The sequence below is a fragment of the Aquabacterium sp. genome (genome assembly GCF_016195855.1).
GTDB lineage: Bacteria > Pseudomonadota > Gammaproteobacteria > Burkholderiales > Burkholderiaceae_C > Aquabacterium.
The window spans coordinates 427,661-446,743 of sequence record NZ_JACPYU010000003.1; the positions used below are offsets into that span (position 1 = coordinate 427,661).

Annotated in this window: 11 protein-coding genes; 5 read left to right on the plus strand and 6 right to left on the minus strand. The window is 57.3% G+C overall.

Annotated elements, in window-relative coordinates; translation table 11 throughout:
- The first annotated feature begins 158 nt into the window (after nucleotides 1-158).
- The 4 genes from HY019_RS03540 to HY019_RS03555 all read left to right on the plus strand — a co-directional run bounded on the left by HY019_RS03540 (nucleotide 159) and on the right by HY019_RS03555 (nucleotide 12,973).
- The gene (locus HY019_RS03540) at nucleotides 159-1,652 is read left to right on the plus strand and encodes a HAMP domain-containing sensor histidine kinase (protein WP_290688398.1); all 1,494 of its coding nucleotides are present in this window, start codon (nucleotides 159-161) and stop codon (nucleotides 1,650-1,652) included.
- A gap of 412 nt (nucleotides 1,653-2,064) precedes the next feature.
- Nucleotides 2,065-2,757: a hypothetical protein gene (locus HY019_RS03545; protein WP_290688400.1), complete on the plus strand. Its 693-nt coding sequence runs from the start codon at nucleotides 2,065-2,067 to the stop codon at nucleotides 2,755-2,757.
- 85 nt (nucleotides 2,758-2,842) lie between these two features.
- Nucleotides 2,843-3,268 (plus strand): hypothetical protein, encoded by a 426-nt coding sequence (locus tag HY019_RS03550; protein ID WP_290688402.1) that lies wholly within the window; start codon nucleotides 2,843-2,845, stop codon nucleotides 3,266-3,268.
- Nucleotides 3,269-3,277: 9 nt separating this feature from the next.
- A complete protein-coding gene (locus HY019_RS03555) occupies nucleotides 3,278-12,973 on the plus strand; it encodes a S8 family serine peptidase (protein ID WP_290688404.1) in 9,696 nt (3,231 codons plus the stop codon).
- A gap of 57 nt (nucleotides 12,974-13,030) precedes the next feature.
- Here the strand turns inward: HY019_RS03555 and HY019_RS03560 are convergent, their stop codons facing one another.
- From HY019_RS03560 to HY019_RS03585, 6 genes are all read right to left on the minus strand, one after another.
- Nucleotides 13,031-13,768 carry an ABC transporter ATP-binding protein gene (locus HY019_RS03560; RefSeq protein WP_290688406.1) on the minus strand — a complete coding sequence of 246 codons (738 nt, stop codon included), beginning with the start codon at nucleotides 13,766-13,768 and terminating at the stop codon, nucleotides 13,031-13,033.
- 26 nt (nucleotides 13,769-13,794) lie between these two features.
- Complete coding sequence (locus tag HY019_RS03565; RefSeq protein WP_290689153.1) at nucleotides 13,795-14,574, minus strand: ABC transporter ATP-binding protein; 780 nt, start codon at nucleotides 14,572-14,574, stop codon at nucleotides 13,795-13,797.
- An 8-nt stretch (nucleotides 14,575-14,582) separates the two neighbouring features.
- Entirely contained in the window at nucleotides 14,583-15,680 is a 1,098-nt protein-coding gene (locus HY019_RS03570) for an ABC transporter ATP-binding protein (protein ID WP_290688408.1), read from the minus strand.
- A 12-nt stretch (nucleotides 15,681-15,692) separates the two neighbouring features.
- Nucleotides 15,693-16,616: a branched-chain amino acid ABC transporter permease gene (locus HY019_RS03575; RefSeq protein WP_290688410.1), complete on the minus strand. Its 924-nt coding sequence runs from the start codon at nucleotides 16,614-16,616 to the stop codon at nucleotides 15,693-15,695.
- Nucleotides 16,617-16,684: 68 nt separating this feature from the next.
- Nucleotides 16,685-18,157 carry an aldehyde dehydrogenase family protein gene (locus tag HY019_RS03580; protein WP_290688411.1) on the minus strand — a complete coding sequence of 491 codons (1,473 nt, stop codon included), beginning with the start codon at nucleotides 18,155-18,157 and terminating at the stop codon, nucleotides 16,685-16,687.
- Nucleotides 18,158-18,188: 31 nt separating this feature from the next.
- Nucleotides 18,189-18,611 carry a hypothetical protein gene (locus HY019_RS03585; protein ID WP_290689192.1) on the minus strand — a complete coding sequence of 141 codons (423 nt, stop codon included), beginning with the start codon at nucleotides 18,609-18,611 and terminating at the stop codon, nucleotides 18,189-18,191.
- A 179-nt stretch (nucleotides 18,612-18,790) separates the two neighbouring features.
- Between HY019_RS03585 and HY019_RS03590 the strand changes: the two genes are divergently transcribed.
- The gene (locus tag HY019_RS03590; protein ID WP_290688412.1) at nucleotides 18,791-19,051 is read left to right on the plus strand and encodes an RNA-binding S4 domain-containing protein; all 261 of its coding nucleotides are present in this window, start codon (nucleotides 18,791-18,793) and stop codon (nucleotides 19,049-19,051) included.
- The last annotated feature ends 32 nt before the right edge of the window (nucleotides 19,052-19,083 follow it).

A 19,083-nucleotide genomic window follows, 5' to 3' on the forward strand; every position in this document is an offset into this window, starting at 1 on the left:
CCAGCCGGTCAAATAGTGCACAGACTGCAGCGGGGCAGGCAGGGCTCAGGGTAAATACCCGATCTTGTGGCCAATCAGCCCGCCCCCTACACTCAGTAACATGCACCGACCCCGCGGCCACCGTCGCGGGAGATTGATCATCGGTGCCAGCAGCACCCATGTCGCACTTCTTCAAATCGCTGCGATTTCGCCTTCTGGTGGCCAGCACGTTCATCGTGCTGCTGCTTTTTCTGGGCATGCTGTGGAACACGGCCCGTGCGCTGCACCAGATCTCGGTGGACAACATGCGGGTGTCCATCCGGCAGACTGCCGAGGCCCTGAACCTGGCCATTGCCCCCCACACCAGCACGCGTGGCTTGAGCGCCATTCAGGCCTATGTGGACGAACTGGTCAACGGTGAAGCCGACACCCGCATCGTGTATGTGGCCCTGCTGGACGAGAACCAGCGCGTCATCCTGCACACGCCCGGCGCCCCCCTGCCCTTGCCCGATACCAGCCGCCCGCTGGAAGATGAAATCAACACCGGCGTCGTCCACGCCAGCCAGCGCATCTTGCTGGATGCGGGCAGAGTCGGCAGCCTGCACTACGGCTTGTCCACCACCCTGTACAAGAGCACGCTCAACAAGGTCGTGACTCAGAACGTGATCGGGCTGCTGGTGGCGCTGGTCCTGTTCATCGCGTTGATCCTCGTTGTCGGCATCAACGTCAACCGACGCATCACCCGGCTGTTTGCCGCCGCCAAGGCCTTCGCGCAAGGCAGCCTGACCGTGCGGGCCAAGGTGGATGGCGACGACGAGATCACCTTCCTGAGCAAGCTGTTCAACAAGATGGCGCAATCCATCCAGGAGCGCATCGCCGATGGCGAGGCCAAGCGTGCCGAGATCACTGCACTCAATGAGGAACTGGAGCACCGCGTGGCAGAACGCACGGCCGATCTGCAAGACATGGTCAGCGGCCTGGAGAGCTTCAACCGCACCGTCTCCCATGACCTGCGGGGGCCTCTGACCGGCATTGGCAGCCTGGCGCAACTGGCCGCCGACGCCCTGGAGCGCGGTGACAACTCGCTGGCACGCAAGTTCCTGCCCGTGATCGCCAAACAGTCCAGCGCCACGACCGACATGCTCAACAGCCTGTTGCTGCTGGCCCGCGTCGGCGAGGCCGACCTCAAGCGCACATCGGTCGCGCTGGAGGCCATGGTCAAGGAGGTCATCGAGCAGATCGCGATGTCCGACACCGGGCGCACCATGCCGCAGATCATCATGCACACCTTGCCTTCGGTCCAGGCCGACCCCGATCTGCTGCGGCCGGTGTTCGTCAACCTGATTGGCAATGCGGTGAAGTTCACGGCGCAAAGTCAGGCGGCCTGCATCGAGATCGGCACGCAAGCCCAGACGGGCGACGACATCACCATCTACGTCAGGGACAACGGCCCCGGGTTCGAGCCCGACGCATCGGACAAGCTTTTCAAACCCTTTGTGCGCCTGCATGGCGCCATGTTCACGGGGCACGGCGTGGGCCTGAGCATCGTCAGGCGGGCCGTTGGCCGCCATGGTGGGCGGGTGTGGGCCGACGGGGCACCTGGCCGCGGGGCGACCTTCTATTTCACGCTGCCGGATGCCGGCGGGCATGGCGCCCATGCGGCTCGCGCGTGAAGCCAATCGGGCTCACACGCCCAGATAAGCCGCCTGCACCTACGGGTTGCCCAGCAGCGACATAGCACCTTGTGGCGGACTTGTACGCACCGTCATAGATAGCCTCAACAGATACGCACTTCAACATCGTCGAGGGAGTTGGCCGGCACGGCTTGCAGAGTGCGAACCTTCAACGCACCACCAGGCAAATTGCCGCCATTTGGGGCAGGCCTACTTCTGGTCAAGCCGACGTTTCAGACAAAGAAAGACACCTTGCACTCGGCCCATTCGGGGTGGGTCAATCGCTTGATTCCCCACTGAGGGGGAAAACAGGGTCGAGTCACGGAATTGACATCAACCAAGAAGGCCCCACGTTTATCCTGATCGTTCACATAAAAAACGGATAGGTATCCGCCTAGGGATGGGAAATTCAATGCGTTTGCTATTTGCCGCCTGCTCACTTTTCGCGTTCATGACGCAAGTCTTTGCTGAGCCGCACGAACCTCAAAACCAACTGCGTCCGCTAGAAATCCGACTGCCCTCGATTACAAAAAGGTGGAAGCGACCAGAGGGAGGTGAAGGGCCGGGCATCACCATTGACGATATCGAGCAGTGCATGGGGCAGAACGTCGGCATGCAGTGGGGAGTCAACGAACTCAAGCAGGAGCAGTCTCAACTGGAAGACGAGCAAGCCCATCTTGTCAAGGTTCATGAAGCGTTGGCGCAAAACTCTCGCTCGCTGGAAGCCAGGCAGCATGCCCTCCAAGAGCGTATCGATCTTTTTCAAACCGACAGTGCTGGCTTGGCACGTCGCATATTGGAAATAGAAAAGAGAAAAAACGCCGTATCGAAAACCAAACCAGAGATCGATAAAACCAACCAGTTGGTTGCGGCATACAACGTAGACGTTGCCAAGCACAACGGCCTGAGGCCCGCGCTCCTGCATGACCAGGAGGCGTTCAGTCAAGCTGTTGATGGCCATAACGACGACGTGGCTCACGCCAACCAGATGGTGGCCAAGTTCAATGAGCGAAACGGCGGTTTTCAGGGTCGCGCAGCAGAGCTTGCAAGCAAATCGGCGGAGTACAACGCTAGCTGTGCTGGTGAACGTGTTTTGCATAAGTGAGCTGAGTAACGGCTGTGAACTGATCGGGCTGACAGATGGCGTGATCAAACCAACTTTAGATAACCACCAGTATTCAAGGGAACCTATGTCATTCGAACCTGAGCAGTTGACGGAAGAACAATCAAAAGAAGTGGCCAATTGGATATCGAAATCTCAGATGGTCTTATGCAAACCACTGTATCGATTCGTTGATCGAACACATGGCTCCGTGTTCTTTGATCTGGGCGGAAGAGGATCTTTTCCCCGAGAGCCCGAGACACCTCCCACCTACTACGCGCTGATTTGGCAAGACCAAGTCATAGCTTTCGAGGGGTACGAGCAGCCTCACGTGGAGGATGACCAGGCTGATGTCGATGTCGACATCAGCGCGATGCGCATGCCTCGCTTACTTGAAGGCAATGAAGGCGAGATCAAGCAGGCCATTGAGGATGCTTTGACGGCGTACTGGCTGCACCGAAAGGGACAGCTGCTCCGTTTGCGGATTGCATTTCCAAAGATCAAAACGTATTAAGGGAGCGACATGACTGAACTGACCATCATCAACTATGTTAATAACTGGCGCACTGCCAATGGAATCACCGGGTCCAGCTCTCTGACTGACGTCCAACTGAGATCCTTCGTTGGAGATCTTCAGAGCCAAGTGCAACAGTTCGCCGTACGTCCTAGTGATGCCTCATGGGCTACCGACGCAAGGCCGATTGCCTATAGTGGCATGCTGGGCGATACGCCCTCCTTCCAGTTGGCCAAGGCAATCAGCGAGGCCAGTGGTGGAAAGCTGTTTTTTATCAGCGATACGCCTGCTGGCGAACTCCTCAACTCAACGGGACTCGAGGATGCCGTCGCAAAAGCCGTGGGCGGAACTGATACGGACCTTGGCGCCAAGGTTCAGGCACGCATTTTCCGCGGGGACTGGTCGGGCAGTACCCGCACTTCCAAATATGCTGTCGGCGATCTGCTGGCACTAGATGACTTCATCTCCGATCGCATGATTGGCGAAACGGCCTGGGGAGACTTGCGCACCATCACGGCCACCTCCCAGTCCGATCGTGTGTTCGCCCAGACCGAGTTGATCAAGGCGATGGCTGAGCCGAAGATCACCTCTATCAACACGGTACCCAAGGAGGTCTATCAGGCCATCTACGACAAGACGGGCTCGTGGGAGGCGGTCAACGACGCGGTGTCAGCTGCTTCGTTCAAGTTACAGCAAGGCATGCGTTGGGGCACAAGCCTTGGCGGCAATCTCGTGATCGACACGGCGGGCTTTTTGTCTGGCAACGGCTATTCGGGCAGCACGCTTCCCATTGGGACGACGGACGTCAATTCCGTTGCGGTGGACTTGAACTTGTCGATGTCAGCCGATACCGCCACCAGGCTTGGGCAAGGTTGGCGCAATCTGGGTATCGGAGCCAAGGCAGTGGCCCTGACCAAAGGATCGACCCAAGTCCTCGGCGTTGCGGGCATTGCCATTACGGCCTACCGCATCGCGGACATGGTCGACAACGCTGAAGAAGCCTATTCGCAAGGGGATACTGCCAAGAGTGCCAAAATCCTGGCCGATGGTTCCACTCAGATCGGTGCCGGCTGGGCCACCGGTATCGCCGCGTCGGCCTTCGCAGCGGGCTTCTTCGTCGCCTTGCTACCCGCGACGGCCGTAGGCTTGGTCGCTGCGACTGTGCTCACCGTGGCCACCGGGGCACTTGCCGGTTCGGTTGCCGAATCGGTGGTCAAGCAAATGCTCGACGGGACGCAAGGCAAAACGTCGTCAACCTCGCCAATCACATCGCCTAAGAATCCCTCGATCTTCGACCTCAGCACGGACCCCACGCTCAAGCCCAGTGGAACAAGCCTGGGTTCAGCGGGCTTGCTGGGCGCCGGCTCAGGCTACCGCTACACCATGGATTCGTCCTATGTGCAGGGCAACGGCCTGGACAAAGCCGCACCCAGCGCCATGGCCACCAACGGCCAGCGCGTCGGCAACAAGAATCTTTCTTCTGTTGAACAGCAAATGAGCGAGATTCGCCAGACCTGGCGGGCCAATACATCCGCAACCGAGGCATTCGATACCGGCGCTGGCATCTATCTGGTTGGCAACAAGACGTCCACAACCGAATGGCTCAGCCTCATCACCACCGGAGCTGATGGACAGGAGCACAAGTCCACCACCTTCGAGGCCATCGTTCGCTACGATGGCCAGGGCAAAGTGCTGGGCTACACCCCCACCTACGATCAGGTGGTCAGCTTCGTTGACGATGCAGGCCATCCCGTCATCGGCAAGAACGGCAAGCCGCTAGGCTCGTACACCATGTTGGCCAACACGACCACGGTTGCCCAAAACGTCACAGTGGATGCCGATGGCGCCTGGCGAGTCACCAAAGGCCAGTACACCCAGACCCAGACGGGCGCGGCCCTTCAGCAGGTCAGCTCAGCACCGCAGACCGCCTACACTGACCCCCTGATCCTCGATACCGGCGCTGCCGATATCGCGTTCGCGCCCATTCTGGCCCCCTTCGATACCAATGCCGATGGGGTGATGGATGCCTTGCCCGTCAGTGCCCCCTCGGACCCCTGGCTGGTGATGGACCTCGACGGCAACGGCCGCATCAACAACGGCACCGAACTGGTGGACCTGACAAATGACCGGGCGCCCTTGAACCTGCTTGGCCAAGACGGCAATGGCGATGGCATCCTGGATGCACGCGATGCCGCCTTCAACAAACTGCAACTGTGGTCCGACACCAACTGGGATGGCTATGCCAGCGCCGAAGAGCGTCAGAGTCTGGCCAGCTTGGGTATCGCATCCGTTGACCTGCTCCACCCCGTCTCCGGCAACGTTGCCGGCCATACAGCAATCAAGGGCCTGACCGTCACCTACGCCGACTCCACGGCCATGCGGCCTCATACGTCCGTGCTCTGGGATATCCCCCTAACCGACCCCAGCACAACATCCACTGCGCCCACCACGCTTGCAACAAGTTCGGCCTCCATCGTCAAGCTGGTGCAGTCCGGCTCAGCGAGCCCGCAGGCGGCACTTATGGCCATGGATGGCAGAGGTGTCACCATTGACCTCAACAGCGCCGACGCCACATCGGGGGTCAAAGCCATTGAAGCCATTGGCGCCAACGGCAACGACGTCTTGACGGGCACGGCCGAAGGCAACTGGCTCATCGGCAACGCGGGAGCTGACACGTTCAAGGGCGGTGCCGGCGCAGACCTTCTGGTGATCGACGCGGATGACCAGATGCGCGACATCGACGGTGGGACAGGCATTGACACGGTGGTGGTAGCCGATGAACGTGGCGTAGTGCTCAACCTGGCCCAGACGAACACGGAGATTGTCTACGGTGGGTATGGCAACGATGTCTTCATTGGCGGAGGAGCTGACAACTACTTCATAGAAGGCGCATCTGGCAAGGACATCATCATCGGTGGTACAGCCGACGACGTGCTGTCAGGCCAGGATGGCGACGATGACATTGACGGTGGGGCTGGAGATGATCTGATTCGCGGTGGACGCGGCGGCGACGTTCTCTATGGCGGCGCTGGAGGCGACGTCATTGAAGGCGGGTTGGGTGACGACTGGATCGATGCCGGCGCCAATGACGACGTCGTCATCGCGGGTGGTGGCCATGACATGGTTGACGGCGGATCCGGCACCGACATCTACCACCTCAACGGCACGCTGGACTCCTACAAGATCGAGACGATTGACGCGCACACCTACAAACTTATCGACCTGAGAGCTGAGTCCCCCGATGGCACGGCACAAATTACCAACTTTGAAAAAATAACGTTCAGCCTTGGGGGAACCGAAGCAACGGTCAATTTGGGCACCGATCAACCCCTGACGGCGAACGACCAACTCGTTGTCAGCCCGGACACCTCCGGAAACTACGTCATACCCGTCGCCACGCTGATCGGCAATGATCTGGACTTCCAAGGTGACGCGTTGCATGTCACCTCGGTACTGAACGCTTTTGGTGGTCAAGTAAAGATTGTCGGAACCAACGTTGTCTTCACGCCTACGGCGGGTTTCGCGGGCACACCCTCATTCCAATACAAGATTGCCGACAGCAAAGGCAATGCAGCCATCACGCTGGAACAGACAGATGTTCCCGGCACGTTCGCTGAGATGAAAGGCACGGTCTATCTCAAAACCAGTACTGCTCCATCAGATCCCGACTACGTCAAACAGTATTACCTCAATGAGGTCGGAGCAGACAAAGTCTGGCCCACAGTCACCGGCAAGGGCGTGTCTGTGCTTGTACTGGAACCCGGCGGCAAGTACGCAATAGGTCCAGAGTACGCCGATCTCAGTACACCTGACTTGGCCCCGAATGCAGGCTCGTCCTTCCTTGCTAGCAAGGATTTAACTAAGAGCCAGCACGCCACGCTTGTTGCCTCAATCATCGGCGCAGCTCGCAATGATATTGGCGGGGTTGGTGTTGCGTATAACGCGCAACTCAACACGGTGTCTCTTGGAGGCGGTACGACAGTCGATGCCTTTTGGTACGCCAAGCAGATTGGCAGCATGACCTCATACGACGTTGTCAACAACAGTTGGGGACAGGCAGACGACTTCTTCCCAGATCAGTTGTCGAGGTCCTACGATCTAAGTGCCATACGTGACGCTGCAACGCACGGGCGCGGAGGGAAAGGGAGCATCGTTGTTATAGGTTCCGGCAACTCCCGGCAGCTTGGCGAAGATACCGGGCTAACATCATTGACCAGCAATCCGTATTCCATCACGGTTGGCGCAATCAACTATCCAGCTGACCTTGGCGCCGGAGCCGTCACAACGGCGGAGTTCAGCACCCCTGGCGCCAACGTATTCATATCGGCACCAGGGTCGGAGATCACCGCGACAGGTAAAAGCCTAATCAATGCTGATGGCTCCGCATTGCAACCCGCGTCAATCACCTCGCTCGGCACGTCGTTCGCGACCCCAATAGTTTCTGGCGTAGTCGCGCTCATGCTAGAAGCTAATCCGCAACTCAGCTATAGAGATGTTCAGGAGATTTTGGCAATTTCTGCAAACCGCTCAAGACTGAAATCAGCCAGCAGTTGGTCCGGCAATGCTGCCGTCGCGATCAATGGTGGCGGGTTCAACTTCAGTCGAGACTATGGGTTTGGAGAGGTCGATGCGCGCGCAGCGGTACGCTTAGCTGAGACTTGGCGGACAAGTATGGGTGCGCTTTACACGCAGTCAACCGCTGCCCAGACCGCAAGTTCCGTCGCCGACCTCGGGCAGCAAACATTGCTGTTCAGCATTGGCCAGAACATGCGTGTCGAACAAGCAGTTGTGAGTTTGAACATCACTCAAGACCGTTGGTCTGATCTGGTTGTCAAACTGATATCCCCAAGCGGGACGGAGTCCATCTTGCTGAATCAGCCGGGCTCATATCAGGGCACGGAGAAACAAGCAACAAATGGATATGCATCGCAATTAAGTCTCGATATCACCAGCAACCAATTCAGAGGCGAAGAGGCAAAAAAACAAGGCAACGGTCAATGGCAATTGATCATTCAAGACAAAGCCATAGGGCATGCAACTTCAAATGTTTCTGCATCCCTACAACTCCTGGGAAGCGCAGAAAAGATTATTAACAATCAATACTTCCTAACCGATGACTATGCCGCCTCACCGACTTGGATCATCAGCGATCCAAATGGCGGCATAGACGAACTCAACGCCGCAGCAGTAACCGGCAATATCAGGCTTGACCTGAGCGCAGCAACGGGAAGCAATGTCGCAGGAAAAACCATCACCATTCAATCTGGTATTGAAAGTGTAATCGGTGGAGATGGCGACGACACATTGATAGCAGCGGCGACTGGCAGCCATCTGACAGGTGGTCATGGGCGTGATTCATTGATTGGTGGTACAGGTGGTGATCTGCTGTATGCAGACGAGGGAGCCGACACAGTAACAGGCGGAGGTGGCGCCGACCTCTTCGTGGTAAATGCTCAATCAGTGTTTACTGTCATCATCAATGACTTTTCGCCTAGCGATACTGAAGGAATTTTGGTTATAGGGACTGGACTGAATTTCAGTTCATTGATTTTCTCATCGAACTCGGAAGGAGTAGATGCCACCCTACCGAACGGAAAGATCATACGATTCAAGGGCCTCACCATTGAGAAAATCAACAATCCCATTTATTGGGGCTTCACTGGCAATATAAACAACATCCCATCGCCTGGCAGCCCTTTATTCGTCAGCAACAATGTCATTCGATCCGGTGCAGACCCAATCATTGGTTCGGTAGATATTATTGGACATACGTCCCCCCCGACGCCAATAGATACTGTGATTCGTGAATTTGGTGGGGCAAGTAGCGGCTCCAACCTCTACCTTGATCCCAGCAAGTATCAGTTTTTCACAATAGGGCCAGGCAGTGGAAGAGTGGATAATCTTGATCCAAACAAAACTGCCATACTCTCGTTCTCTAATTTACACACCATCAATGGCTTACCTTATACCTATAGCTATACAGCACTAACCAAAGGAGTTACCAGCGCCTCCTGGCAAGACGCATACCCCATCTCCAACAGCGATCAATCACCAAGCTTCTACAATTTCGTCCAATCCGATCAATATGCAATAGGAAAGCAAAGTGTACTGAACTCTGCAAGTTGGAAAAAGGGCACTATAGCAGACGACTATATCGTTAGCGCTGACACCCCCATTCCAACAGGCATCGATAGTGTCACCTGGAACACCAAGATCAATGCAATCAAGGTAAACGGTCGCCAAGTTATCGATGCAGATTCAGGAAACGACACAGTTGTAGGCTCATCAAGGGATGAACTCATCATAGGTGGACAAGGAAATGATTCCATATATGGTGGAGGTGGAAATGATCTTCTTCAGGGCGGAACAGGCACCGATCGATACATCATTAAGCGCGGGGACGGGATATCAACCACCGTCCAAGACTCACCCGGAGAAGGCAATATTCTCGAATTCAGCGACTCTAAACGAGAAGATGCCAAATTCACTGTAAAACCAGTCGGTCAACTAAACGGCGCCACCAATCAACAGGCTTATAGCCTCGTCATTCAAGTCGGAAGCGAAACAGTCACCGTTCTCAACTGGAACTCGTTAGAAAAAAACATATTCACAACTGACAATTCAAGTTTACCCCAACCAATTGAGCAAATTGATTTTAGCAACGGCAGCGTCAATACAGCCACGTTGGCCAACATGGGGTGGTCAACATATGGTACTGAATTGAGCGACTTAATAAGTGGATTGAAAAACAACCTCAACTCCATCAATGTGAATGGAGGCACTGGCAATGATCTCATCGTTGGCACAGGTAGCTCCGATTACATCGATGGAGGAAATGGATCGGACACAGTTTTTGGCCTAGAAGGCAACGATACACTTATTGCAGACGATTCAGCAGATGTTTTGGCTGGCGGCCTGGACAATGATGTTTACTATATAAACACACCCAATACACCCTCTATCCGTGAAGACTTGAACAGCGGGGAAGACACTGTTCACTACAGCAACAGAGCATCTTATATCATTCCCACGAATGTAGAGAATCTAATTCTCGACTCTACAAACCCATCAACTCTTCAAGGCAACGCCGCTTCAAACAAAATAACTGGCAATATAGGCAACGACGTCATCATTGGCGGCTCGGGAAACGACACACTGGAAGGTGGAGGCGGCCGTGATTTATTTACCTTCAAAAAAGGCTTTGGGCAAGACACGATTGTAGACCACAGGGGCTCCATCCCAGAAACCGAAAATAGTATCCTCTCGTTTGATTCCACATACACCATCGAAGACTTGCGAGTTACTCATCAAGCTCTTTCAAGTGATGCAAAAATTTCATTCACTCAAGGCGATAGCATCACTCTTCAAGGGTGGTATACACGTTCAACAAAACCTTTGTGGACAGCACTATTCCCCATAGATATGGGGAAGGCAAACAACATATCTCTTGATTACATACTTTCCGCAAACTGGACAAGCGGCACCGCTAGCAATGATGTACTAAGCACCAATCAATCCAACGCGTGGATAGTCGCAGGCGATGGCTCAGATGCAGTTCATGCGCAAGGTGGCTCGAATATGCTGATAGGAGCTGGAGGTGACGATACACTTTCGGGAGGTGTGGACTCGGACACGATGATTGGCGGAGCAGGCTCGGATCAAATGGAGGGTGGCAGCGGTGATGATTTATATATTATTGACGATCAGGACCGTATTAGCGAAAGCAAAAATATGGGAACCGATAGCGTCGTATCTCTAGCGGGAAACTATACCCTTCCAGATAATGTCGAAAATATTCAAATTTCCGAAAATGCCGCAATGAGTTCACCTGAAAGTGATTTCAGCTACGCAGGAGGCAATGAAATAGCCAACCGCATAGAAGGAAACAGCCTCAACAACTACCTGATCGGCAACGCTGGAGACGACACTATTATTGGTGGACTAGGTAATGACACAATTGATGGCGGATATGGCTTCGACACCTACTCTGTATCGGGCGTAGATGAAATATTCGATCAAGACAGCGGAAACACGATTCAATTCACATCCCAATCCCCTCTTGACCATCTCACTTTTTCCAGACAGACAAACGATCTAGTTGTCCAATCATCCAACCTGATGGACGTCGCATATGTAAACTCGTTCTCACAGGATGGAAAAACATCCAACATCAAACAAATTCAAATTATAGATAAATCTGGGAATATTCTCCAAACAATATCAGGAGAATCTGCTCTTGCGGACATCAACGCCACGTCAACAACAACACGACCAGATAGCAGCATTAAATGGATGGGATGGGCATCATCAGAAAGTTATACAGGCACATCTTTAAACGATTGGCTCGATGGTGACGGCGGCTTCGATTCAATTAATGGAGGGGGTGGCCGCGACACAATTGTAGGCAACGGCAATGTGCGCGGAGGGACAGAAGACGATTTTATAGTTATTGCATACCCTGCAACTGGCACAACAGCAGCATCAACTATTTATGGCGACGAAGGAAATGATGTGATCATTTCAAATGATCGCTGGGGCACGTCTCTAAACAGCAAAAACCTTAATGGTGGCAGCGGAGATGACACCATCGTCAGCGGTGTTGGAAATGACGTATTGATCGGTGGGGCTGGCAATGACTTGCTAAGCGGAGGACTGGGCAATGACGAGTACATTTACTCCAATGGAGATGGCTATGACCGAATACTTAGCCTCGGCATTGGTATGTACCAAATTTATGGGCAAGGCAACTATACAACTGAAGTCACCTCATCAGATAGCCAAGGCTCAGACACATTAACATTCGCCGACCTCTCAATTGACCAAATTGAGTTTCACCGCCGCAGCCCCAAAGAATTGGAGATCACAAATAAATCAAAACCCGCCGAAGGAGTTGTATTAGACAATTTCTTTGAAACAGACTACGAGTTCTGGCCAAGTGGAACGAAGAACTCCCTCAAGATAAATAGCGTTGAAACAATCAAAGTACTGAATTCAGCCAAAACAGGATACCAATACCTAAACCGCGATCAAATCGCCCTCATGACCACCGCCACCGAAGATCAAGATTTTTACTACGGAAGTGAAGGCCCAAATTATTTTGATGGCAAAGGGGGGGCTGACGTTATTGGCGGCAACAATGGGAACGATTCTCTGTATGGTGGGCTTGGTATTGATCAGCTAACAGGAGAGAACGGAAATGATGAACTCCATGGCGGCGATCAGGACGACTACTTGTACGGCAATCAAGGGGATGACACCCTCTATGGCGACGCCGGCAACGACGCCTTGTATGGTGGAACGGGGGTAGACTCTTTATACGGCGGTGCAGGCAATGACAGTTATTATTTCAATCTCGGGAACAACATAGACACCATTACAGAATCAGAGGGCTCAGACTCTCTGACATTTACAGACATTGCATACAACAAACTGTGGTTCAGCACATATAACGCAACAGATCTTATAATCAGCGTTTTAGGAACTAGTGATCAAACAGTGATTCGCAACTGGCAAAGTTCACCATCTGCCCACATCGAGCTCATTCGTGACTCAAGTGGCAGAATGCTAAGCGATTATTCAGTTTCATCATTGGTTAATGCAATGGCATCGTTCAACATTAATCCTGTCTCTGTAACGTCAATGCCCGTAGATCCTTCGCTAAGTAATACTTTGAATGGGGCTTGGCGAACACCGGCTACGCCATAGCCTCAAGGGCAAGGCGTAACACACCCTCAATGACCGCTTAATTGAAAGTCACTTCGATCAAGCACCCAGATACGCCGCCTGCACCTGCGGGTTGCCCAGCAACTCGCGTGCAGGCCCTGACAAGACCACCTCACCCGAATCCAGCACATAGGCGCGGTCGGCCATCTCCAGCGCGCGGTGCGCGTTCTGCTCGACCAGCAGCACGGTCACGCCCTGCTGGGCCACATCGCGCACCACCTCGAAGATCTTGTCGACCATGATGGGGGCCAGGCCCATGGAGGGCTCGTCCAGCAGAAGCAGCCTGGGCTTGGCCAACAAGGCTCGCCCCATCGCCAGCATCTGCTGCTCGCCACCGGACAAGGTGCCGGCCAGTTGCCTGTGGCGCTCTTTCAGGCGAGGGAAGCGCTGGTAGACCGACTCGATATCGGCTTCGATCTGGGCCTTGTCATGGCGCAGGTAAGCCCCCATGCGCAGGTTCTCGTCGATGCTCATGCGCGTGAAGATGCCACGCCCCTCGGGCACCATGACCAGGCCTTGCGACACCAGCGTCCATGCGCCCTGCCCCTGGATGCTGCGCCCGTCGAACAGCACCTCGCCGGACTGCGGCGCCAGCAGGCCACAGATGGCCTTGAGCGTGGTGGTCTTGCCTGCCCCATTCGCCCCAATGAGGCTGACCAGCTCACCTTGATGCAAGTCCATGCTCAGGTGCTTGACGGCCTTGATGCCGCCATAGGACACGCTGAGATCACGCACGGCCAGCAGTGGGGTCGATGAGGTCGTGTTCACGGGAGACATGTTGCTTGGGCTCATGCGCGGCGGTGTCAATGGGCAGGCTGGTGTGCGCCACCCAGGTAGGCGGCGATCACGGCCGGATCACGCTGCACCTGTGCAGGCGAGCCCGAGGCAATCAGCTTACCCTGGTCCAGCACGGTCACGTGGTCACACAGGCCCATGACCAGCTTCACGTCATGCTCGATCAGCAGCACCGACCGGCCTTGCTGGCGGATGCGCTCGATCAGCTCGCGCAGTTGCACCTTCTCGGTGGCGTTCATGCCGGCGGCAGGCTCGTCCAGCGCCAGCAGCTTGGGCTCGGTGGCCAGTGCCCGCGCGATCTCCAGGCGGCGCTGGTCGCCATAGCTCAGGGTGCGCGCGGTCTGGCTGCCCTTGCCCGACAGGCCGACAAAATCCAGCAAGGCCATGGCGTCGCGCGTGATCATGGCCTCTTCGTGCGTGAAGGCCTTGGTGCGCAACAGCGCTTGCCACCAGCCCACCTTCGTGCGCACATGGCGCCCCACGCGGACGTTGTCGAGCGCCGTCATGTCGGCAAACAGGCGGATGTTCTGAAAAGTACGGGCAATGCCCGCGCGCGCCACCTTGTGCACGGCCGTGGGCTTGTAGGCCTTGCCAGCCAGCTCGAAGCGGCCTTGATCAGATGGCACCAGGCCCGTGATCACATTGAAGAAGGTCGTCTTGCCCGCGCCATTGGGGCCAATCAGGCCATGCACGTGCCCGGCGGTGATGCTCAGCCCCACCTCACTCAAGGCCTGCACGCCACCAAAGCGTTTGGACACGCCCGCCACGCTCAACAAGGTGCTGCCCATGTGCGTACTCATGCGCGGCCTCCTTGCGTGCCTTCATCGGGGATCAGGCGATCTTCATGGCGCGGCGAAGGCCACAAGCCACGCGGGCGCAGCAGCATGATGCCGATCATGGCCAGGGCCACCAGCAACTGCCGCAGGATGGCCGCATCCAGGCGCCCGCCCGTCATGGCCTGCAAGGGCCCGGCGACATGGCGCAGCACTTCGGGCAATGCTGCCAGCAGGAAGGCGCCCAGGATCACGCCCGGGATGTGCCCCAGCCCGCCCAGCACCACCATGGCCACGACCATCACCGACTCCTGCAGGCTGAAGGACTCAGGCGAGACAAAGCCCTGGAAGCTGGCAAACAGCACACCCGAGACACCACCGAAAGTGGCGCCCAGACCGAAGGCCAGCAGCTTGAGGTTGCGCGTGTTCAGGCCCATGGCCTTGGCCGCGATCTCGTCTTCGCGGATGGCCAGCCAGGCCCGGCCCAGGCGCGAGTCATGCAAGCGCAGGCAGATGACCACGGCCACCACCACGATGACCAGGAACAGGTAGTAGTGCAGCGTGACGGGCGGCAGGGTCAGGCCAGCCACATGCCAGGGTTGCCCCAGGCTGACACCGCCCACGCTGATGGCATCGATGCTGTTGATGCCCTTGGGCCCGTTGGTGATGTTGATGGGCGCATCCAGGTTGTTGAGAAACACGCGGATGATCTCGCCGAAACCCAGGGTGACGATGGCCAGGTAGTCACCACGCAGCTTGAGCGTGGGCGCGCCCAGCAACACGCCCGCCAGCGCAGACACGCCCGCTGCAATCGGGATGGCCAGCCAGATGGGCGTGTGCAGTCCATCTGGGAACATGGCGGCAATGGCCGGGATGTTCTCGCTCAGGTGCGGCGAGGCCAGCAAGGCGAACATGTAGGCGCCCACGGCATAGAAGGCGATGTAGCCCAGGTCCAGCAGGCCGGCAAAGCCCACCACGATGTTCAGGCCCAGGGCCAGCAGGATGTAGAGCAAGGCTGTGTCGACGATGCGCACCCAGGCTTCGCCAAAGCCCTGCAGCAGCAGCGGCAGCACGGCCAGGGCCACGGCACTGATCAGGAAGGTGAGGAGACGGTTCTTCATCGCCCTGCCCCTTCAAGCCCGATCGGCCACGCGCTCACCCAGCAGGCCTTGCGGCCGCAAGGTCAGTACCAGGATCAGCACCGTGAAAGCGAAGATGTCCTGGTAGTTGCTGCCCAGCACGCCACCCGTCAGGTCGCCGATGTAACCTGCGCCCATGGCTTCGATGACGCCCAGCAGCACGCCGCCCACCATCGCGCCGCCCAGGTTGCCGATGCCGCCGAACACCGCCGCCGTGAAGGCTTTGAGGCCCGGCAGGAAGCCCATGGTGTGCTGCACCGAGCCATAGTTGGCCGCCCACATCACACCGGCCAGGGCCGCCAGGGCCGCACCGATGATGAATGTCGCCGAGATGACTTTGTCGGGCTGCACGCCCATCAACTGCGCCACACGCGGGTTCTCGGCCGTGGCACGCATGGCCCGGCCCAGCTTCGTGCCGTTGATCAGGAACATCAGGCCCGCCAGCGTCACGGCCGTCACGCCCAGGATCAGGATCTGCACCATGTTGATGGTGGCGCCCAGGATCTCGTAGGGCTCGTCGGGCAGCAGGATGGGGTAAGGCTTGTAATCGGGCTTCCAGATGATCATGGCCAGGGTCTGCAGCAGCAGGGACATGCCCATGGCCGTGATCAGCGGGGCCAGGCGCGGTGCGTTGCGCAGCGGCCGGTAGGCCAGCTTTTCGATCACGTAGTTCAAGGCCATGCAGGCCAGCATGGCCACCACCAGGGACAAGGCCAGCAAGGCCCAGCCGGGCAGGCCGCTGCCCTCCAGGTGGGTCACCACCGTCCAGCTCACCAGGGCCCCCACCATGAGCACCTCGCCATGGGCGAAGTTGATCAGGTTGATGATCCCGTAGACCATGGTGTAGCCCAGGGCCACCAGGGCATACATGCTGCCCAGCACCAGGCCGTTGATCAGTTGTTGAATGAAGGTATCCACGAGCTTCGCGACATGCAAAAAGCCCGCCATGGAGGCGGGCTGAGATGATCAGGCGTGCGGATTATCGGTCAGAACAGCGAGGGCAGACGCAGGGAATCCACTGTCCAGCGAATGAGCTTTTGCTTCAGGCCGGTGTAGGGCGGGAAGAACATCCGGGCCATCAGCACCGGGCCGGACTTCAGCACGGCACGCTCGTGCGAGAAAGCCTTGAAGCCAAACTCGCCGTGGGCACTGCCGATGCCGGAGTTGTTCACGCCGCCAAACGGCAGGTTGCCGTGGGCATAGTGCAGCACGACGTGGTTGATGGCCACGCCGCCCGAGCTGGTCTGAGCCAGGATCTGGCGCATGCGCGCCTTGTTCTTGCTGAAGATGTACAGCGCCAGGGGCTTGGGCGCGGCGTTGATCTGGCGCACCACGTCGCTGATGTCGCGGTAGGTGATCACGGGCAGCACCGGGCCGAAGATTTCTTCGGTCATGATGCTGGCGTTGGCCGGCGCCTGCTCGATCAGCGTGGGCGAGATGTAGCAGCCGGGGATGTCCACATCACCACCGACCAGCACCTTGGCACCCTTGTCCTTGGCGTCCTGCAGCAGGCCGGCAATGCGCTGGGTGTGGCGCTGGTTGATCACGCGGGTGAAGTCCGGGCTCTTGCGTTGGGCTTCGGGCGTGGCACCAAAGCGCTCGGCGATCACGTCGCGGCAGGCCTGCACAAAGCGGTCCTTGACCGACTCGTGCACATACAAGTGGTCAGGCGCCACGCAGATCTGGCCGCAGTTGGTGAACTTGCCCCACAGCAGGGTCTCGGCCGACAGCTTCAGGTCCGCCGACTCATCCACGATCACGGGCGACTTGCCACCCAGCTCCAGCGTCACGCTGGTCAGGTGCTTGGCGGCAGCGGCCATCACGACCTTGCCCACAGCGGGCGAGCCGGTGAAGAAGATGTGGTCGAAGGGCAGCTCCAGCAGGGCCTGTGAGGTTTGCAGCGCCCCTTCAAACAGGGCCACCTCGTTGCTCGGGAAGGTCTGGGCGATCACCTCGGCCATCACCGCGCTCACAGCCGGCGTCATTTCCGAAGGCTTGAGGATGACGGTGTTGCCCGCAGCCAGGGCCGACACCAGCGGGCCGAAGCACAGGTTGAGCGGGAAGTTCCACGGCGCGACGATCAGGCAACGGCCACGCGGCTGGTACTCGATCCAGCTTTGCGTGAACATGGTGGCCATCGTGGGCCACACGCGCTTGGGTGTTGACCACTTCTTCAGGCTGCCAATCGCATGGCGGATTTCGTCGAGCACGGGCATGAACTCGGTGCCCTCGACCTCGGATGCCGGCTTGCGGTAGTCCAGCTGGAAGGCTTTGTAGAAGTCCTCACGGCGGGCCATCATCGCATCGCGCAGCTTCTTGAGGCGGGCAATGCGCTCGGCCACGGTCGACTCGCGCCAGGCGGTGGCGGTCGCCAGTTGAGACTCGAAAACGCGCTGGATGTCAGCAGGGCTGGATTCGCCGGTGTGGGGGTCAACGATGTGCATATTGGGTCGGTTCATGCTTGTCTCCAACGGTCAGATCAGCCGGCCCTCAGGCCTTCGGTTTGACAGCTTTGCTGGCAGGTGCCTTCTTTGCTGGCGCTTTCTTGGCAACGGCCTTCTTGGCCGGTGCCTTGACTTCTTCCGCAGCCTTCACCGGTGCGGCCTTTTTGGCCGGCGCCTTCGTGGCCGGGGCTGCAGGGACTGCATCACCCAGCCCTGCGCGAATCAACTGCTCCGTCAAGGCATTGAGGTTGACGCCATCGCGTTCGGCCATCTCACGCAACTGGTTCACCAGGTCCGCGTGCAGCTTGACGGCAAACGGCACCAAGCCGGCAGCCTGATCGAGCTTGCGCTGTTCCTTGCGATCTGGCAAGGCGGCAGACCCTTGCGCAAAGCGCCCGGGGATCGCAGCGTGCTGCATCTGGCCGACAATCTTCAGGCGCAGGTTTTTTACCAGATCAGTTTTTTTCATGTGTCGTTGCGGTGTCCCCAGCAGGGACAATAGAAGCCCTCGCGGCCATGGCCAGCCGGGCGTTCGGTCAAGGCTGCAAGGTATCTGAATACACAGCGGCCCACAATCCCGCGATTGTGCACCGTCTGTGCAAGCGTTCACACTCCCCTGACTTACGCAACAACCCTGATTCCTGTCTCATGCCTCCACTTCAGCAAATCACCTTCGAGCTCCGCGGCGAATTCATCACCCTGGACAAACTGCTCAAGGCCTGTAGCCTGGCGGACAGCGGCGGGCGAGCCAAGACCATGGTGGCCGAGGGCCGCGTGCAGGTCGATGGCCAGGACGAGTTGCGCAAGACCGCCAAGATCCGCGCCGGCCAGGTCGTGAGCGTGCAAGGTGCGCGCATCAAGGTCGTGCCAGAGGGCGCGTCCGAATCTGTGGATTCATCCCATCCGTAAAACTGGCAAAACGCGCAAATTGCGCAAACCGA